This window comes from Phyllobacterium bourgognense, assembly GCF_003337575.1.
Taxonomy (GTDB): Bacteria; Pseudomonadota; Alphaproteobacteria; order Rhizobiales; family Rhizobiaceae; genus Phyllobacterium; species Phyllobacterium bourgognense.
Genome location: NZ_QPJM01000015.1, coordinates 73479 through 95892 on the forward strand (window position 1 = coordinate 73479; position 22414 = coordinate 95892).

The window sequence follows — 22414 nt, forward strand, 5'->3', positions numbered from 1 at the left end:
CGCCGGTATAATCGGGCGCCCTCAATACCCATTCTCCGTCAGGTAATAGTCGAGCGCTGCCTTCACCACAGCGGTCATTTTGAGATCATTCTCTGCAGCGGCCCGCTGCAACCGCGCCTTCAATTCGTAATCGAGAGCAATGTTGATGAAAAATTTGACATTGCGCTGCTTGGAGCGTTTTAGATTTTTGAGGCTGTAGCGCGCATCCTCCTGCGCGATGGCGCGCGCCTCAGCCGTTTCACGACGTTGCGTCTCAGTCGGGTTCGGCAACATCTGTGCGGCGACTTTGTCTGCCGCTGGAGGCGTGACGGACGCGACCGCGCTGGACGCAACCCCCGTTTGCCGCTCCGCCTTACGGGGCGCGATCGACAGGTCCGATAGTTCAAGCCCTGCCTTTCTCATGCTGCTCCCTCTACGCGCCCGGAGCTCCTATGTTGCTCGATTTCGTCGACCAGCGCATGGACCTCAATTCTTGCCTTTCGCACCGGATCTGTCAGTTCCTGCATTTGCAACGTGCCAAGCCCGTTTTGAATCTCCCGATAGACATTCCGCTCGAAAAGCTCGGTAGTGAGCAGTCGCGTTCGATAGTCGCCCTCGACCATGCCCGCAACAAAGGGTCGGATATAGCGATAGGCTTCCAGATTGCGCGCCGGCACGGAAATACGTGTCCGGACGTTGATATGATCAATGAAGAGACCGAACCGGTCGTTGATCTCGTTCACGGCCGCGACCGCCTGGCCCGCGGCTTCCAGTTCCTTGATTGCCGGCTGGATCGGAGAGATCACCAGTTCAACGGAGCGGATAATGGTGGTTTGAAGCGAACTGTCGACCCCGGGGGCGTCGATGATAACGAGATCGAATCCGCGCCCGAGATTGTCAATTGCCTGTTCAATGGATCTTTGCGTCGACGCGACAGTGACTTCGATATTGTCAGGCACATTGTTCTTCTCGGCACAGAGACGCCACCAGCCTGACAGGTTCTGCCGGTTGTCCGCGTCGATCAAAAGAACGCGCTCCCCACGAAGGGCATACTCACCGCCAAGCAACGTCACCAGCGTCGTTTTTCCAGCACCGCCTTTATTGCTTACTGCCGCGTAGGTTCGGGTCATGCGATGGTTTCCGCGTCCTGCTTCGAGATGGACATTGTGCTTCGAACCTAGCCGCCGATGCAAGCAAAAAATGAACACAAAATGTTCATTCAAATTCATTGCGGTCTGAAGGCATGGATCTCGAGACTAGAGTGTGGAATATATTCCACATCCCACAAATCCATCCTGTTTCTAAATTTTACGAATGTAGCGATTGGTCGTAGGGACACACTCAACATTGATACAAAGCAATTGCTTGTCACGCGTGTTGTGTTATCTGATGTCGCGGGTGAACGGAGTGCGCCCAGTATCGCGCGCCTTTGATGGCAGTGCATTGAGGGAGTGTTCGAACCCTTTTCATATCATGCGATGAAAGTTTGCCGGTTGAAAAATGTTACCGAATCGGTACAGATTGGTTTGGCAGGATACGCAAATTTGTGATACAAATTTGCTGACGATCGACGGACAGGCCGTCGATGAGGCCTGCGGCTGGCTTCAAGGGAAGGTTCGATGCGCGCGTTTACGAGCAATGACCGCAGGCGGGAGCGCAGAGACCAAGTCGTCCATGCGCGTTTCAGCAAGACCGAAATCGAGCGGATCGAGCATGCTGCCGAGGCTGCCGGGATGACCGTCTCGGGGTTTTTGCGCTCTCTCATCCTGGAGGGTGCAGGGGTGCGTCCGTTCTTGACCGATGCAGACAGGGCGGTGTTTTCCCTGCTTCTGTCTGACATCAAAGCCGTCGGCGTCAATCTCAATCAACTGGCGCGGGCGCGCAACAGGGGTGAAACGGGCCAGTTGCAAGACGAGAAAAAGATGATTGATGACGTTCAACGCGTCGTTGCCATCGTGCTGTTTGAACTGCTGACCTTTGCCGAGCGCGGCGCCCGCAGGCGGGTCGGGAGCGTGTGATGGAAATTTTTCTCGGCGCATTCACGGCTGAATGGGAGCAGCGCAAGGCAGCCTTCCTCCATGATCTGACGCTCGGGCGCCGCACCTTGCCGGAAGAGGATGAGCGCCGGCGCCGGGGAGGGGTTGTTCCGCTGGCGGTGTCAACTGGGATGTCAAAGCCGTCGGGCTTTCGGTTGCGGACGGGAGGCGAGGGTCGTCCGGGCAGCGTCCGGCGGCGCGCCGACCGGCCCATGCGCGCACGCTTCGCTGGTCTTGCCTCGGGGAGCCAACCGGCCGTCGTCAAAATGGCATCGTTTGGTGGCGGATCGAGGCTCGGCGCGATGGTCAACTATGTCTCTCGCAATGGCGCCGTTGTCGTCGAGAACGAACGGGGCGACCACCTTCGTGGCCGTGATCAGCTTTCTGCCGTCGGTGACGAGTGGGATCACCTGATGAAGAACCGGGCTGAGAGCCGGGATATTGGCCTGTTCAAGATCGCCGTTGCCGAGGGCGGATGGCGCGCTGACGACGACCTCTTTGGCCGAGCCCGGGAGATTGTGAAGCGCGGCCTGGGTGACCGCGCCTTTGTGTTCACGGTGACCGCACGGGCTGATGGAAGCGGCTACGACGTCGATGGCGTGACGGCACTGAGAAACTCCAGTGGTGAGCGATTGACGGCGGACGACAAGGCTGCGGTGATCGTGCAGAGGCGCATGGCGAGCGCTGGGGCCGACGCGGCGTTTCGGTTTACCGGCTACGGTAACGGCACGGACTACGGCACCAGTCACGTGCGATCGCTGGTGGCTGTGCATAAGGGCAAGGTTCAGGACGAGCAGGGACGGACGATCGCAGATGCCAAGCAGGCTGGCGACCTCGTTCAACTCGAATGGCGGAACCAACTCCACAGCCGCAAGCCGCGTGATGTCATGCATCTGATCTTGTCGGCCCGCGCAGGTACCGACACGGCGGCGTTCCAAAGTGCCGCCCGGGACTTCCTGGGCCAGCAGTTCGCGGGCCACCGTTACGTCTTCTCTCTCCACGATGCACACAGCGATCCGAAGGCGGAGGCGGAAGGGGGAAAGCGTCCGCACGTACATATCCATGTCATCATCGCGATGCGATCCGATGCCGGCGATCGGTTCGAGACGACCATTGCCGCATTTCGCCAGTGGCGGCTTGGCATGGCAGAGAAGGCGCGTGCGCATGGCATCAACATGGAGATGACCGATCGCCGAGATCGAGCGAGCGCGCCGTCTTATTCGAGGAATCAGGTGCGTCCGGTGAACACAATCGGTCGTACGCAGCACGAAGGGACCAGTGCTGCCGCAGAGCAGCGTTACGGCGCCAAACGAGAGGATCTACCCAATTATTCGGCAACGGCGCGCAGTCAGGCCTATATGCAGAAGGCATACGGAGAGTGGCTGAATGTGCGGCAATCTCAGGGTCCTCGGACGCAACAGAACTTTATCCGTTCGCAGATGGTCCGGCTGGAGGATCTCAGAACCACGGTCGGAAGCCGTGATACCGCTCATCAGGAAGCTGGAAATTCCCCCTCGCAATTGCGAACATATTTGGTAAAGTTGACTGAGCTTGTTTCTGAGGGTGACGATATGCGCCACATGACGCGACCGGAATTCGAGGCCTATGAAAGACGGGTCGAGATCGCACTCTTTCGGGCGGAGCAAACCATGCCACCCGAGGCGCGCAAGGATTTCGACGAGATTGCGCAGGCGGCACGCGAGCATGTCAATGTTCGCCGTGAGATCGTGGAACTGTTTGAGGAGCGATCGGCAGCGGGCAAGGCAGACAACCGATTTCAGGACCAGGGCAGAGGCGATCCGCAGGATGGCAAGCAACGTTGGAACGACGCGGTCGAGAGGCATGGATTCGAGGCGGCAAACGTCGCGAACAAGGCGCTTCTTGATATCGAGCGTACGAGAGAAGCGATCGAGCGCGTTGCCGCGGAACGGCGTGACGAAGTCCCGGCTTTGAAGAAGGAGCTGGACCTACATATCGCCGAGGCTGCGGAGCTCGGTGCGTCCGGGAACGGCATCATTCGCGAGGTGGCGGAAATCGATGATGACCTGAAGGCCGCGCTGCAATTAATCGAACGTGATCGTCAGAAGCGTGAGAATGAAAAGAACACTTCGACGCGACAATTAGAGGAAACCGCCGATACCGGTCGTGGTACGCCGCACAGTGAGCAGGTGCTGAACCGTGATGATGGCCGCGACGAACGAGCTAAGGAAAGCGCGAGGGAAACTACCTCGCATCCCGAAACGGGCGACACCACCAAAAGCGATCCCGCGAAACAGCATGTTCCTCGTTTGGAAGAACTACAACGCGAGTCAGATGGGCGGAATGAACGCGACCACGATGATCGCGAACGATAGGAGACAATGTCATGCGTGACGAAAGACGGATCATCGTGGTCGAGGAGGACCGCAAGAGCAGCGATGGCGTGGCCGGAGTGTGCGGCATTCTATTTTTTGTCATCATGATATTTGCACTGGTCGATCGCGGTCTTACGGTGGCGTGGGCAACCATGTCGACATGGCTCAATTGAGTTTCGCTTTGTTGGGTGTCGGGAATGACTTCACGGCACATTCGTAGAAACCTTCTGCGCTGGCCGCAATGTTCGGTATTGGCGCATCAGCGCCATGACACCAGTCGGACCGCCGTCACTCGCTGCTGCGCCAATCCGTCGACACACTATTTCTGCGACAAAGCTTCGCGGCCCAATTACCCGAACGCTTCAGAGATAACCCTAGTGTCCCAGGAACTGGAACACCTTAAGAGCGCCGTTGCGCGTAGCGCTCCAATAAGGCGCCGCCTAGTGCAGGTAAGCATCCAAACAGCACCAATTGAGGTGTTCCAATAAGGCTAAATAGGCCCGATAGGAGAATTGCTAGCAGCGCTCCGACAAGGGCACCGATGATATACGGAAAGTAGCTCTTCATCCGACGTCTCCGTTCAGCGCTGACTTGCGCGATGCTGCCTCTCCTGTGGAAAGAGATAGCCCGCGCACAGAGCAATCTAGAATGAATGGTGCTGCCTGTGAACCTCCATGACCGTGGGTGGGCGCCCATTATACCCAACAAGCTTCGCGTTGCTCACACGAGCCCGACGTCGGCGGGATCCGGGACTGTCTGCTTCAAAATCTCGGCGATGCTTTGTCTGCTTCGCGGTGAAACGCCTTCAGCCTTCGTTAGCTTTGCATCGATCGTCGCGCGCAGCCGTTCTGCGGTAGGCTTTAGTCGTGCTCCTATTTTTGTGGCTTCCTTATCTGCAGCATCGCCTAGCCCTTCAGTGAACCCTGAGTCCAGCTTGTTGCCGCCTTTCGCAATAGGCGCCAACTGCATTGCCTTGGCGACAACGGTCGGCGCATTTCCACTAGCAGCCTCGTTCCGTCCATTTTCCTCTTCTGTCGACGGCGAGACACCTCCATACTCTTTATCGACTGCCGGAACCTGCAAGGGGATGACAAAATCCGCTTCCGGGATGGCCGGCTCGTTCTCGGCAGCAAATCGTGCGGCACTTTCAAATGCAGCCAGATCATGAAAGCGAAGCTTTTGTCCAAATATAGCTCTCTGCCCTTCGACGAGCAGGAGCATCCGATCCTCCGGCATCTGACGAACTTCCTGCGGCATCATCAGATCCCGTTCGCGGATCTGTTCGACCTTCGTCCGGCGCGGCAGTCCCATCAATTCCAAGGTTCGAGACTCCGACTTATACCTGATGGTCTTCTTGCCAAGCGCGCGCGAGGCGTACTCGGCTGTAGCCTGGTCGTTGGCGCCGAGAATGAGCTGCAGCCCGCAATTGCCGAGGAGGGAATGGCGGGACGTTTCTCCGTAGATCTCATCCAGGCTTTTGAGATCCTGGATGATGAAGGCCATCTTGATATTGTAGCCAGCCACATAAGGCAGCTTGTTCATGATCTCGTCCATCCTCTTCAGCTGCCTGAACTCGTCAAGCAGGAAGTAAGCGGGCAGGGCGCCGGGATCGAACTTGCGGGTGAGCAGGTCCATGCTTTGCTGGACGAACAAGGTCAGGAGAGGCCGCAGAATGGTGACATCGCTGACGTTCGGAGCAAGATAGATCGAGACCGGCCGCCGGCGCATGGAAGCAAGGTCAATGTCGGTCGCGTTGGTGGCCGCGATCACCCGTTCGTTGCGGAAGGGTTGCATCGCCTTCTGGATATCGAGGAGCGCAGAGCGGGCCGCCCGCTCATTGAGGGAAATGTAGGCGTTGAAGCTGTCCGTGGTAAACCGTGAAAGATTCGGCTCCTTCTCCTTGATCAGCTTCATCAAGACCTGCAGATCGACGCCCGCGTTGAAGATACTGTTGACCTCGCCGAGATTGCGACGGTTCCGGTAGTGGCTGCTTTCGAGCACATAGCTGATAACGCCGGCAATAACTTGTTGGGCGGTTCCTTGCCAGACCGCATTGTCCGATCCTAGCGTTTCCGGAATCAGGATGCTTGCCATATTCTGTATGTCGATGGTGCGGTTGCCGCGATCCTGCCGGACAAAATCCATCGGGTTCCATCGATGGGTCTTTGAAGCCCCCGGCGAGAACAGAAAAACCTGGTGTCCGTTTGCCTTCCGATAACCTGCCGTTTGTTGGAAAATCTCTCCTTTCAGATCGGTGACGATCATTGATCCTGGAAACATCAAAGCATTCGGGATGACATATCCGACGCCCTTTCCCGACCGAGTCGGGCCAATGACAAGATGGTGCCGATCGTCGAGCCGCCGCAGGATCTTGCGGCCAATCTTCCCAAAGATGTGGCCATCCCTGCGAAACCATTTTCCGCGCCGGACCGAGGCAATGTCCTGGAACGCCGCGTCTCCCAGTGGATTGGTAGGAACCCGCAAGCCGAAAATTCCCGCTCCCGTAGCAACGGCAATTGCGGGAACGAGTGCCCCCACAGCGGCGATCTGGAGTGCTCGATTATTCGAATAGAGCCAAAATTGCTGTAGCGGTGCCAACGGGTTGGCCGTGACGATCAGTTGGAGAATGCGGCTGTCCTTGTAGACGAACTGTAGGATCAAGGCATAGCCGATGATCCAGACCGCAACAGCGATTACCCCACAAAACAGCAGATACGCTGCAAGGTATGTCCTGCTCATGCCCTATGCCTTGCGTAGTAGATTTCGGAAACGCCCCTGCGGCCGCCCTCGCGTCTCAACTGGATGACAACCGGGATCACCATCTGGATGTAGGACATCAGATCCTGCTTGGAGTACCCTGCAGACATTCCGCCTTGCTGCACCATCATTGCGAGTTGTTCGTATGCGCCGAGAGGAGTGTCCGCATGAACTGTCGACATGCTTCCGGGGTGACCAGTATTAATGGCGCGCAAAAAGGCAAAGGCCTCGGATCCCCTGATTTCGCCGACGAACAAACGATCGGGTCGCATTCGGAGCGACGCCTCGAGGAGCGACTGGATCGTGACTTGCGCAGTGCCCTGATCGCCGCGCGAAGCCAGCAGATGGACGGCGTTCTTTTGAGGTGGAAACAGCTCCCGCGTGTCCTCCAGAGTAAGTATTCGCTCGAACGGGTCGATCGTCTTGAGGCAGGCATTGAGAAATGTCGTTTTTCCGGTCGAAGTCCCGCCGCTGATCAGGATCGATACCCGCTGCCGGATGGCGGACCTGATAAACTCGTAGATTCGTTCCGCTTTAAGATGCTCGATGAGGGTCTGCTCAACGTCGCTGAGGCCGCCCACTGCGACAGAGACCTTCTCCAGCGAGCCATTGTCTCGATACTCTTCGAGGGTGAAGTCACTTGTGACCTGCTTGCGGATCGAGATGGCGCCACCATCGGCTGCTGCGGGCGGCAGCACAATCTGGATTCGTTCTCCCGTAGGCAAGGCCGCGGAAAGGATCGGGCTTGCGCGGCTGATGAATTGATGCGTCGTGCCGGCGACGCGTTCGCCGATGTTTTCAATCTCCGCCATGGTCAGGGCCGGTATCTCATGATGCTCCATTACATCGGCGCCGAGGCGTTCAACATAGACGTGACCTGGTCGATTGACCGAGATCTCGACGACGGTCGGGTCGGACAAGAAGATCGAGAGCGGGTCGAGGGCCCGCTGCAGGAAGTAATAGGGCCTGTTGTCAGCGGCTTTGCTTTTGACGGATGCCTCGCTCATGCTTGATTTCCTTCAGCGCTTCCTCGACCGGGTCCGGATACATCGCGGAGAAGTCGAGGTCCTGGCGGACGTAGACGAAGATGCGCTCGCCCTGGTGAACACTTATCGTCGGGGGAATTTTCAGGTTCTCCGCCAGCGCCTGGTTGGCCATGTCGGAAAAGGTCTGCGCGATCGTCTCGCGCGCGAGTTCCGCAGCGCGGTCGGAGTCCGAAGATTCATTGTTGCCGCTTCCCGAACTATATTGGTTGCTGCCATAGCCTGTCAGATAGGAGGAGCCTGCCCCAATGATCGAGAGCAGGATTGCCGAGCCAAAACGCTCCCGCCATTTGTTATCGACAAGACCCGTGAGGCCGGACCGTCCCAGGCTGTCCGTGCCGATGCTGTTGAGCCGAACCGTTACGCCATCATCTCGCAGTAACCGTGTCCAGATGACAAATATGCGTTTCTGCCCGCGGGTGACCTCGGACTGGTATTCCCCGATCAGTCGTGTTCCCGTCGGGATCAGGATGCGGCGACCGTCGAAGGAATAGACATCCTGTGAGGTGATGGCGCGGATCTGCCCAGGCAGGTCGCTATTGATGGCTGCTTCGAGTATCCCGGGGATCAAGGTGCCCTCCGGGATCATGGCATCGATGCGTTCGATCTGCCGGGCTTTGGCTGACCGGTCGCCGATTGCTGAGGCGGAAGCCAGAAACTTGCTGTTTCGATCTTCGCCCGCCACGGTCGGTCCGCCCTCGGTACTGCTTGCACCCAGGGCGTCGCGACCGTTGTCGCCCTTGGTCGAGTCGATCACCACCTGCTTTGACAAGAACCGTTTTGGGAACTCCTCAACCTTTTCAGGCTCGATCGATGGCTCGCCATTCGTCTCTATGACACCAGGGGGAGGGGGGACCTCGAACTTCGTCGTGTCCGAAGGTTGTTCCTTCTCCTCCTCGGCAGGGGGGTCGGGCAGCTTGATGATCGGCTCAGGTTCCTTTTCAGGCTCTTTCTCACCATCGCGAAGAAACGATGGTGGACGGAAAGTCGTTGTGGTGAACTCCTCGTCGCCTCCGACGCTCTCCGGCCTGCGCTGCTCAGGAGCAAACACGACGACATACGCCAGCACCGCGCCGCCCAAAAGGAGGACAGTCCTTCCCAGCAGTTGCTTTCGACGGGCGCGCTTGTCTCTGATGTCAACCTCGTCACCGGCGAGCATCGCTTCGAGTTCTGGAGACCGCTGCATCAGTTTCCGCTCCTTCGGCGTGTTTTAGCCTTCTCGTCCAGGCTCGGCGCCATGATGTCGGGGTCGGGTGCCCCAAAGTCCGGCTTTCGCAAATTGAAGATGCAGGTCCATTGGTTGCCGTCACGCAGCGTGTATTGGGTCGCCGTTCCGTCAACGACGATGTATTCACCCTCACGGCGGAAGTTTCGCAGGGTCTCAGAGAAATCGGCATTTACAGCAAAGATCGCCGGAACGGTTGCGCCAAACTTAAAAAATGTCTTCTTGCCGTCGTCGAACACCATTGATGGCTTCAGCTTTCCATCGCCGGAAAAAGAATAGTCGATATTGACGTTGGCCTTGTCGATGCCCGCCATGTTTGGATTGGCGGCCCGTGCCTCGGCGTCTTTGCGGAGGGAGGCGTTGAGATCCTTTTCGGGGTAGACGAAGCGGATGCCAAAGACCTTTTTCCCGTCTTCCGGCGCATAGTCGTTGAGCTCGAGATAATAGATCCGCTTTGTGGTCACCACATTCATATTGGTGGTGACGTGCCTGGCTTTCGGTTTCACGAACAGGATGTTGCCCTTATCGGTCGGCACGACATCCCAACTTTCGGTGTCGCCGAGCGCGACGGTCTCGAACTTTTCATCCTCATCAAAAATGATCATCGTCGAAATGCCATAGGTGGCGAAGACGCGCACAACGTTGTTTGGCTGATAGACGACACTTGTGACCCTCGGATCGAGCCGGCCAGAGACTGGTGTCTGCGCAGCGAGGGCAGTTGCCAAAGATCCGATTGCTGTCAGAGCGGCAGCGAGAAGGATGCGAGGAATCATCAGCGAGCGCCCTCGGTCACAGTCTCCTGATCGCGGCGGTAGTCGTAGACCTGGAATCCAAGCGGGTTTTCGAAGCGCCATTCGTTGGTCGCTGGTGTATCGGTGTAGCGATAACGCACGACAGCGATCCAATGCCGCGGTATGGACTCGGTCTCGGATTGTTCGACAGTCGTGAAGCGGACGATCCCGGTGCTCGTGTTGGGAAAGGTGACCGACGCGATTTCCGTCGTCACCCGCTTGTTGCGCCCGTATATTCTTGCAGGGTTCTGTGGATTGGCAGCGCTGTAGAGGTCCTGCAACTGGCGTGCCGCGTTGCCAGTCGACAGCAGTGCCGCAATGCCGAAATTCTGCTCGATGGCAAAAGGATCGTAGCCTTCGCGCGAGCGGATATAGCGAACGATATTGGCCTGGGTGATCGCTTGCTGCTCGGTCAGGTTGGTCGGTCTTGTGAGCCCGGTCTTCACCTCGACATAGCCGGTGTTCTTGTCGACTTCGACGATATAGGGTTCGAAGCTCTTCAACGGCACAAGCATGGCAAGGGTCGCAAGGCTCACCAGAGTGATCGCACCAAAGATGGTGGTGACAAACCATGCCAGCGCTCGTGATCGTTTGGCTTTCTTGACGACTTCCTGTTCCCAGATGTCACCGCTCTGGTAGTAGGTTCGCAATCGTTCGTCATTCGTTTCCGCCATTGCCCCTCATGCCTCGATTTTCTTCCCTGCTTATGCAGGCGTGCTGTTCTGGGTGATCTTCGTTTGCATCGCAGCCCTGGCGCCGGAACTGTCGCTGTCCCGACCTGATCTGTACCGGTCGCGAAGCGCACGGCCGCCGCGGTAGGCCGAGCGCCCTGCGGTTGCTCCTCCCCGTATTGCTCCAAGCCCCAAGGTTTTTGTTGCCCGTCTTGCGCTTGTCCCGATTGCTGCGCTAACGCCGCCCGCGATCCCCTGGCCGATCGACTGGACGTAAAGCATGACAAAAGCACCGGCGGCGCACAGGAGGAGGAACCCGGCAATATCAGCGAGCGTGAGGGTCCTTGAGCCGCTCGCCGCATGGATCTTCGTCAACTCCGGGTTCATCGCAGCAATCAGGAACGAGGCGACGACATAGATGAACAGGGGGATCAGTGCGTAGGTGAGAACCTGGTTGAACCATCCGACGCCATAACCACGGGTTCTTTCGAACAGCATGCTGGCGATGAAAATCGGCGCTGTGCCGATCAGGACCCACAACATCACCTTGGCCAGGATGAGGATCGCCAGTGCTATGGCGATGAAGATCCCGGCGCCAACCATGATCAACACGCCAATCATGCTAGGGAGGATCGAGAAATAACCCGATTGCTCTGCGAAAGCAGAAGCCGCCTGATTGGCGGTTTGCCAGATCTGCGAAAGGCCGTTGGTCGGCTCGGTTATTCCTGTTCCGGAGGCGGCCAGGATTGCCCGGCCAACGTCTTCGGGCGTGTTATTGATCCACTGATAGAGCAGATTGTTGAAATTCGCCCATGAACTGACGAGAGCAAGAATGATCATCATGCGGACGATGCGACCGACAACCTCCGACACGCCAATACGCGCGGTCCCGAGGAAGAGCTGGAGGCCGTAATAGGCGACATAGGCAACGAGCATGAGTTGCAGGAGGGGCATGATCTCTTGTCCGACGACGGTGTAGGCTTGTTCGGAAAACGACGTTCCCGAATCCTCGATGCGCTGAAGCAGATCTCCAAGAAAGTCTTCCATCGCCGCCCTCTATTCCAACCTGATCGCAGCAAAGGCGATGGCTGGGTCGTTGACGCTGCGCATCGGCCCACAGTTTTGCCGGCGATCTTCTGCATAGGACGTAAGCTCCGCCGGCCGCTTGCACGGGGCCGTCTTTTCCTTGACGGTCCCGCAGCCTGTCAGAAGTGCCGCTGTAACCAGCAAGCCGAGAGGGAACAATCGCGACAGGCTATTTGTCGCCATAGGTAAGCGCTTTTTTGCTGTTGGAAATGTCGGTCAGTCGCCGTTGATTATCCGCCTGCAGCGATGACACCGCCCCGCTCATCACGCCAATCATTTCGTTGAGGGTCAAGCCGGATTGCACCTGCAACTGCGTATTCTGGTCGATAGAGCCTTTGATGTCTTCGGCCGTGCCGATCTTCTGTCCGGCCGCCTCGAACGCACTGCGCCGCGTTTGCGTGGCCTTTTGCGATCCGTTGATCAGGGCGGAAACACCAAGGACAGTATTGACCAGTTGCTCGTAGGATTTGTCGCCAGAAAAATCGCTGTTTTCCTTGCCGGACAGCGACTTCACCAACTGCAGGCCGTTGATGAAAGTCGTTGCGACTTTGGAGATGTCACCACTCATATTACCGAAGTCGGGAACGCCACCTTTGATGAGGCTGTCGAGGGAAGGCATCGAAGCGACGCTGAAACCCTGTCCGATGGCGAGGTTCTGCAGGGGTTGAGATGTACTGCCTCTGTCACCCGTCACGGCCTTTAGGGTATCCTCGACAGTTTTCAGAATGTTCGAGTTGGTGTCGAGGATCTTCGTGGTTGTGTCCGCCGTCTTTTTGGCGATCTCGTAGTTTTTCTTGTCTATCACCGGGACATCGGCATGGGCGACGCCAAGCGGCAAAAAGGCGAGCGCGGCAGTCACTTTCAACAGTTTCATCATTGGCTCCTATTGTGGTTGCAGCATCAACTGCACGTTCGAAGCAGTTTCCCGTTTCTCGATGCAGGCTCCTTTGTCGGGATCCCAGATGAGGTTTCGTTTTGGATCGCACAGACCTGTGGTGTCCCCGGGCGTGTCCTCATCCTTGTCATTCGATGCCGATTGCGACGAACTCGACAGGTTGGCCATCGTGACGGCGTTGCGCGAATTGATGAGGTCGGCCATGGCGGCGCCAAGCTTGATGACGTTGTTCATCATTTCCAGATTGGCGTTGCGCGCCGTGGAATTGTGGTCCCAACTGTCCTGAATGGTTCCGGTCTGGAGCCCCGCCAACTGCTGGTACCAGCTTCCAACGTTCGAGAGACTTTCCGTGGTGGCTGTGGTCGTGCCCATGGCGTTCAGCGTGGAGTTTCGCATGCCGGTATAAGCAGTCTCGCCACCACCAAAATTCAGTGGAATGCCGGATTTGTCGGATCCCCCGAAGGCGGGCAGCCAATCCTGCATGATGCTGCGCACGTAGCCCTGCGTTTCCTTGAAGGGCGGGATGCCGCCATATTTATTGACAGTGCCAGCGCCGGAATTGTAGGCGGCAAGCGCCAGTGCCACGCTGTTGTAACGCCGCAGCTGCAGATTGTAATAACGTGCACCGCCGCGAAGGTTCTCCTCGATATTGTACTCGTTCACGCCAAGTTCGGTCGCAGTCCCCGGCATCAACTGCGCCAGGCCGGTGGCGCCGACGCCGGATTTGGCGCAAGGGTTGAACCGGCTTTCCTGATAAACCAGCGCCAGGAACTCGTTTTCATTGACGCCCTCTTCTCGGGCCACTCGGCGTACCAGGCCGGAGATTTCGGCGTTCTGCTCCGCTGCGCCAACCGGATCGTTGCGGCGGGATGGCCGGTACATGGCGCAGGTGACCGAGGTGTTGATCGTGTGGCGATCCTTGTCGGTCGTTTCGATTTTGCGCGTCGTCTCGTCGCGCGCAGTGTCTTGTTGCAGAACCGTCTTATCGATGACGGGGACGTCGGCCCAGGCATGAACGGGAATTTCGAACACAGCGACAGCCAATAAGGGGAGGGCGCAACACTTCATGGCCATGCCTCCCAACCGCAAAATTGAGGAAGCCAAACGAGAGGGTCATCACCCAGCGCATCTCTCAGGCGCGCGCATTCTTCGATGCTTTCCTTGCGGCCGGACAAGACCTTGACCATGTCCGGCATGGCATTGAGATCAAGCCTTGCAATGACGCTGTCATTGCCGTGCTTGATCAGGAACGTCCGCTTTTCCGGGGGTGTCGTCCGGATGAAGTTGAATTCCTTCACCGTCAGACCGAAGCGCCTGATGTAACTTTCCTCATCCGCGCGCGGATTGGGAAAATGGATGTTGGTCGAGGATTGCTCGATCAATGTGTGTGATGCCGGCGCGCGGGCAATATCGGCGGCCGATTGCGTGCCAAAGCCGACGATGCCGTTCAGTTTGCGGATCGTTTTCATCTTGTCGACGATAAAGTCGCTGAACGTCGTATCCCGCAAAAGGCGCCAGCCTTCGTCCATGAAGATCATCACAGGTCTGCCGTCGAGAAGCTCATCCAGACGATGGAAAATATACATGAGCGCGGGCGTCCTGAGCTCCTCATTGTCGAGGATGCTGGTCATGTCGAACCCGAATATCTGTCGCTCAGAGAAGGTGAGCACGTCGTGCTGGGCATTGAACAGCCAAGCCTTCTCGCCATCGATCCATGGCCTTAGCCGGGCGCTCAGGTCGTTCGGGCCGGCGCGGGCGCGACCGATCAACAGACCGGAGAGGTTTGCAAGATTTCTCTGGGCTGCCGGCTCCAGCATCAGCCGGAGCAGCGCTCTTTCGAGGATGTCTTCCTCTTCCTGGTCGAAATCCCCGCCATTGCCATGTCTAAGCATGGCCTTAAGCAAGCGAAGGAGGAATTCGCGGTTGGGTCCGCTGTTTTCAAGCTGCAGGGGATTGAACCCGGACGATGTGCCGGGCATCAGCACCTCATAGGCACCGTTCATGGCCCGCACGAAGATCTCGCCGCCCCGGTCCTTGTCGAAGAAAACGGCTTTAGGGGCTGGTCGAATACGAAATGCCTGGGCGAGGAGGAAGGTCAAGACGACGGTCTTGCCGGAGCCCGTCGGTCCCGTCACCAGGAAATGGCCGATGTCCCTGCGGTGGAAATTGAACCAGTAGGGTGTCTGGCTGGTCGTCTCCAGGACGGTGATGGGCGTGTGCCAATGCGTGCCTTCGGTCTGGCCGGTGGCAAAGTTGTGCATGGACGACAAACCGGCATAATTGGCACTGGAGAGAAGCGCCTTTCGGGCAATGTAGCTATGATTGCCGGGAAGCTGGGCCCAGAACCCGGCCTCCAGGTTGAGGTCCTCCCGCAGCCAGTTGACGTTCATATCCGTCAGGCAGGCGCCGAGGTCGGAGACAGACTTGTTGATGCCATCCAGATCGCGCGACAGGCATAACAGGGTCATGTGATGGAGGCCGAAGACCGCCTCCTGGTTCATCAAGCTGTTCAGGGCAAAGTCGATGTCGTTTTCGACATCGCTACCGGCCTCATCTGAGGCCGCAATCTGGCGTTTCAGACGCGCAATGCGCTCCTGGGCGATCGGCTTGTCGGTGATGGTGAAGGACTGGGTGAGAATGAATTCGTGATTGACCTGCAGCAATCCATCCAGCATGCCCGGACCGGTGAAAGGAGGGTACTCCTTGATCGACAGCATCGCGCCAAAGCGATCCTCGCCCTTCGTCGGCCCCTGAGCCTGCATCGTGCGTCTGGAAAAGTGCAGCCGCGAGCTTCCGATGTAGTTGGAAATGCTCATGCGGGGCAGGCGCATCCGGCGGGGAATGCCGCAACTGAGGATCGTCTGGAAGAACTCGCACGGCTCTGAATAAGGTTCTTGCCTGCGATGGACAATTCCGAGCGGGCGGGCGGCATATTTCTGGAGATCCTTGCAGATGTTGCCGACAAGCTCTTCAAGTTCACTGACCGATTCCCGCAGTTGGTCGTCCGCTGCATCGCGTGACCCCGCCTTGTCGATGAGACGTCGAGCCTTGTCCCCGACAGCCAGTGCACCACGCATTCGAGACTGTATGACGCTCAGATAGAGTTCGTTGGTGAACATGCGCTTTTCGCTCAATTGCGCCATGTAACGACGATTGAGCAGGTCGCAGAACGGGTCAGCGAAATCGCCGTCCAGATCGCTCTCGACCTGACGTCTGATGACGGTCGACCATAGGGAAAAGCGGCTGGATCCGAGCGCTCTGATCATCGTGTTTTGCACTGCGGATCGCATGTTGAGCTCGGCCTGATCCTCGGTCTGAAAAAACAGCCCATTGAGGCGAATGACCGAGAGCAGTGCACCACTCTCCAGCTTTACGACCGTGTCGGCGACATGTCGCAGGTAGGGTATATGCTTCGCCATTGGTTTTTCGCCGCTGAGTCTGTTGCCAAACCCTAGTTCTTCTCGAATGTGCTTCAGCATGACGGTCACGGTCCGTAAGAATTGGCACCCCAAAATGATTTGTTCGGGGTCTTGGGTGTCAGGCGTGTTGCGACCTGCAGCACGTCGAGGATCCGGCTGTCCCAGGTGCACAGCGTGAAAAGGATCACGTAGGCGACAGGTGCCGTCAGCAGCGCCCAGAGCGTATTTGTGGTGAGCCAGGCGATGATCGTCAGGCCGATGACCATGACGACGGCCATGTAGGGGACGCCCCACAGGGTCGGCGACCGGGTCAAGCCGATGACGAGGGGTGTCAGGACCGGCTTGTCGTCTTCAAATTCGGCCATCGCTCAGTTCCCGACCGTCGACATCAACTGGTCAACAATTGCAGGAGCTCCAAAGACCAGGCCGATGCCAAGCACGACCGCGCCTGCCGTGAACCAGCTCAACCGGCCCGCAAAAGCCAGAAAGCCCAGGCCGATAACCGCGATGATGGCGACCAGGCGCCCGAACGGGCCGGTGATGAAATCCACGACCGCCTGGACCACCGTCTGGAGCGGCGCAAAGGCCTGGTTGGTTGCCTGTGCCATGGCGATGTCGCTGGCAAGAAGTTGTGACACGGCGAGCATCAACAAGATCACCGTTATCTGTCTCGTCCTTTTTTGCCGGTCGAAAAGGATGGTTCTCATTCACGTCTCCTTGACTTTAGAAATGCATGACGCCTTTGACGAACCGACCGCCTCGGCTGCTCGAGTCACCGCTTGCCTGCGCGTTGGAACCGCCTCCATCCCTCATCGCAATTGCCCTCCGGGAGGAAGCTTTACCCTGCACACGTTCGATCCCCAGCTGGTGATTGATGACCGTCGCAACGTAGCGAATGGTTTCGCCGTAGGGCGGAATCCCGCCATTGTCGTGCACAGCCCGGCTTCCTGCGTTGTAAGCTGCAGCCGCAAGCAACGGGTTTTGAAACTCGTCGATCAGCGCTTTGAGATAACGAACGCCGGCGTCGACATTGGATTTCGGCTCACACGGGTCCTGCACACCGAGAGCCGTTGCGGTGGAAGGCATAAGCTGCATCGGACCGCGCGCACCTTTCGGACTGTTGCGAACCTGATCATACCGGCTTTCCGCCCAGGCAATGGCCTTGGCAAAATGAGGGTCGATCGCGTAGGCCGCTGCCGTCGCGCCGACCAAAGCTTCGATTTCTGTTGGGCTCAACGGCGAGGGGCCGCATTCCGGCACCACCGAATGTGACGTTTGGCTTGAATATACGATATTCGCTGTTTTAGGCGGTTCCTGCGGGGTGGACTTCACTCGGGTCAGCGCAGAAAAGGACGACATGCTGGCTGATATGTCACCTGTTATGTTCACAATGTTGCGCCCACTGGATTTCGCCAACTCGCCTGATGATCGCAACACAAACTCGTCCTGAGAAATCGCGCCCCTTGTCGAAATTACGATCTCGGTAGGCCACGCGGCGGCAAGCTCGTCAGATGACAAACGTGAGATATCAATGGCATAAGCTTTACTTATGCAGCAGGTTATTAAGAGGCTGATGCCTGCGAAAGCGGCGATCTCCTTCGATCTCATATACACCTCGCTTTTGCTTTCCGGTGCTGGCCACGCTAGATTTTGCAGGCCGAGCTATCGACAAGAACTTGCTATCATGCTTTATGTTGGTTACCGATTGTATTCATACCTACACGCGAAAGTTCGGATTGAAAAGTACATAATTGACCTAGGAGACAAAAAAATATGAGAATAGGATCGGTAAATATTTATGTGAAGTCGACGGCGGCTTTGGCGGTTTGCGTGCTCGCAGGTCAAACATGGGCAGGCGGTACGATCGATCCCGCCTACGTCAAATCACTGGCGGCCCCAGGAAAGACAGTGGCCGTGGTCGAGTATTACGATCCGGCGGGGAAGGTGGTCGACCGCCAGGGTTTTGCCTCACCTGTCGGTTTCCTGGCTGTGTCGCCTGTTGATATCGAAATAAACCAGAAAACCAGGCTTCATCTTTACGGGCTGGAAACCTGTAGCGGCGAGATGGCCAACCGCAAAGAGGGTTTTGCCGGCACATGCGCAGACTTTGCCCGGCAAGAGCTTGAAGTCATGGTTAAGGAAGCAAAAGTGCTGTTTTGCCGTGCCTTCCTGACGGAGCGGGAGGCCCCCCGGCAAGATGTGACCTGTTTCGGTTACTACTACTATCCAGGGTCACTCGACACCGTCGACAATGTCGAAGAACAACTCGTTTCGGTGGGTGCGCTCCGCCTGGCAAAAAAGCCGGATGGCGCTCTGATGCGGCCCGATCTTGCGGAGGCGGAAAAAATTGGTCGCGGTGGCTTTGGCATGTGGGGGGACCCAAGGGTGCGAGGTCAATGATAGGTTCATTCATCATTGTTCAGCACCTGCCAAGTATTTCGGGCTCATTGCCGGAACCCTCCTGGGGACCACCACGGCCCCGGCGGCACTTGGCAGGGGCAAAGCGCGTTTTCTTCAGCTTGCGGCTCGATTGTCTCGCGGTGCATACGCCTTATGCTATTACGCAGCAGGGCGCCCGGCAGTTCGAGGGCATCCAGCACACAGCACTGCTCCTCAGCAGGGTGACAAACGATTGTAGGAGCATCCGATGATCCGGCCCCTCGCACTTGCTTTGGCTTTGATTTTCGGATCGCGCAACGGCGGAGCAGCTGACTTGCCCACTGGGTTAGCCCAGGTCCAAACGGTCGCTAACACAATTACCGGCCGCGTGGCAGTCGTCGACGGACGAACATTGTGGTTCGCCAACCGGCGTATTCTCGTAAGATTGAACCAAATCGACAGTTGCGATCTGCCGCAATGGGGCTTTGATCCGGAGCCGAACCACAATGGCAGATTTCTGTCTCCGGTGCCTTGCGGTGCTCTCGCCAAAGCTTGGCTGAAGCGGAGCATTGGTAGCAGCGCGGTTACCTGTCGAATAGTGCCCGTTCCCGACCCTAATGACCTGAGCGGAATTTGTCATGCCGGTGACATGGATCTCGCCGATGAAATGCTGCGGGTTGGCTTGGCGCGATTGACCACAGCTTTTCCAAGCAACCCTCGCTATTTCGCAACGCAGCGGCGCGCAATCGGCGCGCGTTATGGGATGTGGGCGACGTACCTCCTCGACATGACGGAGTGGCGTCAAAAGGCAGTGGACAGGACGCTCGGACGCAAACCATTTGCCGACATCAACCTGCTTTCCGAGCGCCAAAGCGAGATCACGCCTCCGTTCGCCGATGCACGCCGTCGACCAAGCCGCCGAGACCGGTAGGCTTTTCAACAACAGGTTCAGGAGGGACATTTTCCGTGAAATTTATCCTTGCATCGATGCTCACAATTCCATTCGCCCTTTGCTTTACATCGCCCTCGCAAGCCAGCGATTGGGGTTGTGAGGTCCTTTTGTGCGCTGCGTCTTCCAACCCGTCCTGGCAGGACGTCGCAAGCTGCCGCCCACCGATGGAGAAACTCATCGCGGCCATGAAGAGGCCGGGGTTCTCCTGGCCGATCTGCCAGGGAGCCGGCACCGGTAAGCCTGGATATGAACGATACGCAGAGTGCCCGGAAGGCTGGCAGCCGATTGCCGGTGACAGTGTCGGCGATGAAGCCTCCGGGAAACTGCCCCAGTGCATGCGCCGCCAAACGACGTGCCGGCCCGGCTATCGTTCGTCGCGATACTCGGGTAGCCGAACGATGGCCTCCGACGACGGTGTGACGCGGGTCTTCTCAGATGGTCGTTCCTGCGCCTCCACTGAATTCATACAGAGGCCATTGCGGCGCGATCCGTATTATTTCGATATGAAGGAGGACATCTCAGGTCAACTCACCCGGTTCTGGTTCAACTTGCGAAAATGACAGATGATCCCGACCGCTAAACGTATCCACTACCGTGATCGATAGCGCCTATTTGAATGAAATGCATAGCATTTGGGCGGCGTCGTGATGTATGACATCAGCGCAACGTTTTGGTGATTGGGGGATATGACTAAGGATTTGAAAGAGCACATCGCGGAATTGGAACTGGTGCAAACCACTGATCCCGACAATGAAAAACCGGTTTACAGAAGTCCAGGTTTCGACGGTATCGCGACATTTGGAGAACTGGATGACAGGCTCGGCGAAGCACTGCGGCGCTGTCGTCAAAAACAAGGTCTTAGCAGGGCGGACATAGCGATACTCGTCGGACTGAGCGAGCAGGTGTACGGACGCTATGAACGAAACTCATCTAAAATGACCGTCAGTCGACTGATCCACCTCAGCGAAGTCCTCGGCGCATCACCACTTTCCATGCTGTTCAGCACGGCACCTCACTTGTGGGGTAAGTCGGAAGTGGAAGCTGAACGCAGATTCCGGATAATGAAATTGCTGGAGGATCTTCCTGCAGAAACTATGGCTTCCGTCACAACGCTGCTTGAGACTGTTGCAGTTCTCCAGGCAAAGGTGGACGAGACTTAGGCGAGGCGGTTCGCAACGTTGCCGTTAAAGAAAACGTTCCACCGATCTCATGACTCGCGCAACGGTACTTTCATTCATGGAGGTTCGGGTCTTTGCCAGCATTAGACTAAGATATATCAATTTGGATTGGGCTCCGTGGTTTGTACACGGGCGGATGTCAATCAGATGCTTGCGGAGGAACTGTTCTTCAAGGATTTTTATCGCGAGGATGTGTCTGGCCTCGCTTGCTGCGGGCACTTTCGTTTGAAGCGCTTGGATAGATGTCGATATTCGAGCATGCCGATCCAAAATTGCCCAAAGCGCCTGATCCATGCACTTTTCCGATGTTCCTGCTGACGCTTTGCGGGAGTTCGACTGCATGCCTGTTTTCTCAAGCGTGTGACTGCTACTGACCAGAATGATGGATAGGGTTCAAACCAGGGGCCTGATCATCAGGTTACCCACCTCGCAAGGTCGGTGTAAGGCTCCGGCTCATAGACGTATTCGAGAGGTATCGCAGGATAAACCATCAATGATAGATAACGCCGAAGATTCTCCCTGCTGTTGCTGGCCGCCAGACCATAGAAGTTTCCGCTGTTCCATGTAACGATGCAGTGGCTAAATTGTGCGTATATGGCGCTCGCCATCTCTGCCAAGGTAACTTGGCCGTCGTGCATTGTTGTGAGCACGAGTTTCGTCTTCCTCGCTATTTCCTTGGAGCCGAAGTAATGCGTCTTGAAGCCAAAGTCCTTTTGAGATTCACGTCCCTGGTAGTCTCCGGGATCAACGGCCCGGAACTTCTCCAAGAGCAAGAGGATGCCGTCAGCCTTGAGATGTTGAGCGACAAACTCGATCTGCTTTTGCCGATTGGGTGAGTACATCTGAAACGTGGTGTCTTCCAAGATGAAGTCGAACCCTTCCGAAAACGGTTCAAGCCTTTTGTCGGAATGAAGATGCTCCTTGGTCAACCGATGAAAGGGACCAAGGAAAAAGCTGGCGTAAGTGGGCTCGCCAAAAGCCATAAAGCACTTGTAGTTCTCCTCGTTCGGGCTGCAAGACAAGGATCGAATACTCCCCCGGCTCATTTCGGATAGAGTGCGAGCCATGGTGCCTTCGGCAGTGCCAAGACTGTAGAGCAACACGTCATTCGTGTTCAATTGGCTGTATCGCAGGAGTGCATGCGCCATGCGGCATTCCTCCTCCAGGCGGTACGGAATGCTACTGTGATAGTGTTGGTCGAAGAAACCTTGGCGGCGCGAATGTAATTCGACAAACCGATGAAGGAGTGTGTCATATGGCAAAAGCCGCGTATCGACGGCGGGTTTGCGAATAGGCATTCCACCCTTGCCGGCAGCGGTCTCGGCAAAGAATCCGGCGAGTTTGTTCAAACGCGGGCCGCGATCGCATTCGGCGATAAAGTCCGTGAAAGCTTGCATCGTGGTACACCTCCATGATTGCACCCCAAGGTACGATGCCGCCGGACTGTAAGAGGGTATTCTGCAGTCTAGTCCCGATCTGCCGCCAGCGCGTCGTCCGATAGTTGGTAGACGGCTGTTCGATGACGCGCTTTCACCGCCATGCCGTTTTTGCATGAAAGTGCCATCATCGACCAACCGTGGGTTGATCGCGGATTGTTTGACAACCCAAGATTCATCTATAACTCGTTGTGACTAGTTAACTTGGAAGGG

Annotated in this window: 22 protein-coding genes; 6 read left to right on the forward strand and 16 right to left on the reverse strand. The window is 57.0% G+C overall.

Going from position 1 to position 22414, the window contains the following annotated elements:
- Nucleotides 1-21 precede the first annotated feature (21 nt).
- Nucleotides 22-402: a hypothetical protein gene (locus C7476_RS28830; protein WP_245426456.1), complete on the reverse strand. Its 381-nt coding sequence runs from the start codon at nt 400-402 to the stop codon at nt 22-24.
- On the reverse strand, nt 399-1109 hold the full coding sequence (locus tag C7476_RS21330; protein ID WP_114431911.1) for a ParA family protein: 711 nt from the start codon (nt 1107-1109) through the stop codon (nt 399-401). Before C7476_RS21330 ends, C7476_RS28830 begins: the two co-directional genes overlap by 4 nt.
- Before the next feature lie 489 nt (nt 1110-1598).
- On the opposite strand from C7476_RS21330, the gene C7476_RS21335 reads away from it, so the two are divergent.
- Genes C7476_RS21335 through C7476_RS28300 form a run of 3 tightly spaced genes read left to right on the forward strand, consistent with a single transcriptional unit; the run spans nt 1599 to nt 4542 of the window.
- Nucleotides 1599-1997, forward strand: coding sequence for a plasmid mobilization protein (locus C7476_RS21335; protein ID WP_114431865.1), 399 nt, complete (start codon nt 1599-1601; stop codon nt 1995-1997).
- Nucleotides 1997-4369: a relaxase/mobilization nuclease domain-containing protein gene (locus tag C7476_RS21340; RefSeq protein WP_114431866.1), complete on the forward strand. Its 2373-nt coding sequence runs from the start codon at nt 1997-1999 to the stop codon at nt 4367-4369. The genes C7476_RS21335 and C7476_RS21340 overlap by 1 nt, the downstream gene beginning before the upstream one ends.
- Nucleotides 4370-4380: 11 nt before the next feature.
- Nucleotides 4381-4542, forward strand: a complete 162-nt coding sequence (locus tag C7476_RS28300; protein WP_181872546.1) for a hypothetical protein — start codon at nt 4381-4383, stop codon at nt 4540-4542.
- Between the two features lie 547 nt (nt 4543-5089).
- Here C7476_RS28300 and C7476_RS21345 read toward each other — a convergent pair.
- From C7476_RS21345 to C7476_RS28840, 13 genes are read right to left on the reverse strand one after another with little or no spacing between them, the layout of a single operon-like run.
- Nucleotides 5090-7108, reverse strand: coding sequence for a type IV secretory system conjugative DNA transfer family protein (locus tag C7476_RS21345; protein ID WP_114431867.1), 2019 nt, complete (start codon nt 7106-7108; stop codon nt 5090-5092).
- Nucleotides 7105-8133, reverse strand: coding sequence for a P-type DNA transfer ATPase VirB11 (gene virB11 / locus C7476_RS21350; protein ID WP_114431868.1), 1029 nt, complete (start codon nt 8131-8133; stop codon nt 7105-7107). The genes C7476_RS21345 and virB11 overlap by 4 nt, the downstream gene beginning before the upstream one ends.
- A complete protein-coding gene (gene virB10, locus C7476_RS21355) occupies nt 8099-9355 on the reverse strand; it encodes a type IV secretion system protein VirB10 (protein ID WP_114431869.1) in 1257 nt (418 codons plus the stop codon). The genes virB11 and virB10 overlap by 35 nt, the downstream gene beginning before the upstream one ends.
- On the reverse strand, nt 9355-10167 hold the full coding sequence (locus C7476_RS21360; protein ID WP_114431870.1) for a TrbG/VirB9 family P-type conjugative transfer protein: 813 nt from the start codon (nt 10165-10167) through the stop codon (nt 9355-9357). The genes virB10 and C7476_RS21360 overlap by 1 nt, the downstream gene beginning before the upstream one ends.
- The gene (locus tag C7476_RS21365) at nt 10167-10859 is read right to left on the reverse strand and encodes a VirB8 family type IV secretion system protein (RefSeq protein ID WP_114431871.1); all 693 of its coding nucleotides are present in this window, start codon (nt 10857-10859) and stop codon (nt 10167-10169) included. The genes C7476_RS21360 and C7476_RS21365 overlap by 1 nt, the downstream gene beginning before the upstream one ends.
- A gap of 30 nt (nt 10860-10889) precedes the next feature.
- On the reverse strand, nt 10890-11903 hold the full coding sequence (locus C7476_RS21370) for a TrbL/VirB6 family protein (RefSeq protein WP_114431872.1): 1014 nt from the start codon (nt 11901-11903) through the stop codon (nt 10890-10892).
- 9 nt (nt 11904-11912) lie between these two features.
- On the reverse strand, nt 11913-12125 hold the full coding sequence (locus C7476_RS28835) for a hypothetical protein (protein ID WP_114431873.1): 213 nt from the start codon (nt 12123-12125) through the stop codon (nt 11913-11915).
- Nucleotides 12112-12816, reverse strand: a complete 705-nt coding sequence (locus C7476_RS21380; protein ID WP_114431874.1) for a type IV secretion system protein — start codon at nt 12814-12816, stop codon at nt 12112-12114. The genes C7476_RS28835 and C7476_RS21380 overlap by 14 nt, the downstream gene beginning before the upstream one ends.
- A 9-nt stretch (nt 12817-12825) precedes the next feature.
- Nucleotides 12826-13905 (reverse strand): lytic transglycosylase domain-containing protein, encoded by a 1080-nt coding sequence (locus tag C7476_RS21385; RefSeq protein ID WP_245426457.1) that lies wholly within the window; start codon nt 13903-13905, stop codon nt 12826-12828.
- Complete coding sequence (locus C7476_RS21390) at nt 13902-16316, reverse strand: VirB4 family type IV secretion/conjugal transfer ATPase (protein ID WP_114431912.1); 2415 nt, start codon at nt 16314-16316, stop codon at nt 13902-13904. Before C7476_RS21390 ends, C7476_RS21385 begins: the two co-directional genes overlap by 4 nt.
- A 5-nt stretch (nt 16317-16321) precedes the next feature.
- Nucleotides 16322-16621 (reverse strand): VirB3 family type IV secretion system protein, encoded by a 300-nt coding sequence (locus C7476_RS21395; protein WP_114431876.1) that lies wholly within the window; start codon nt 16619-16621, stop codon nt 16322-16324.
- Between the two features lie 3 nt (nt 16622-16624).
- A complete protein-coding gene (locus C7476_RS21400) occupies nt 16625-16963 on the reverse strand; it encodes a TrbC/VirB2 family type IV secretion system protein (RefSeq protein WP_114431877.1) in 339 nt (112 codons plus the stop codon).
- Between the two features lie 16 nt (nt 16964-16979).
- Nucleotides 16980-17492, reverse strand: coding sequence for a lytic transglycosylase domain-containing protein (locus C7476_RS28840; protein WP_245426458.1), 513 nt, complete (start codon nt 17490-17492; stop codon nt 16980-16982).
- A 564-nt stretch (nt 17493-18056) separates the two neighbouring features.
- Here C7476_RS28840 and C7476_RS21410 point away from each other — a divergent pair.
- From C7476_RS21410 to C7476_RS21425, 3 genes are all read left to right on the forward strand, one after another.
- Complete coding sequence (locus tag C7476_RS21410; RefSeq protein ID WP_114431913.1) at nt 18057-18656, forward strand: hypothetical protein; 600 nt, start codon at nt 18057-18059, stop codon at nt 18654-18656.
- A gap of 247 nt (nt 18657-18903) precedes the next feature.
- Nucleotides 18904-19566: a thermonuclease family protein gene (locus tag C7476_RS21415; RefSeq protein WP_245426460.1), complete on the forward strand. Its 663-nt coding sequence runs from the start codon at nt 18904-18906 to the stop codon at nt 19564-19566.
- A gap of 707 nt (nt 19567-20273) precedes the next feature.
- Complete coding sequence (locus C7476_RS21425; RefSeq protein ID WP_114431879.1) at nt 20274-20747, forward strand: helix-turn-helix domain-containing protein; 474 nt, start codon at nt 20274-20276, stop codon at nt 20745-20747.
- Between the two features lie 431 nt (nt 20748-21178).
- Here the strand turns inward: C7476_RS21425 and C7476_RS21435 are convergent, their stop codons facing one another.
- Nucleotides 21179-22162, reverse strand: coding sequence for a class I SAM-dependent methyltransferase (locus C7476_RS21435; RefSeq protein ID WP_114431881.1), 984 nt, complete (start codon nt 22160-22162; stop codon nt 21179-21181).
- Nucleotides 22163-22414 lie beyond the last annotated feature (252 nt).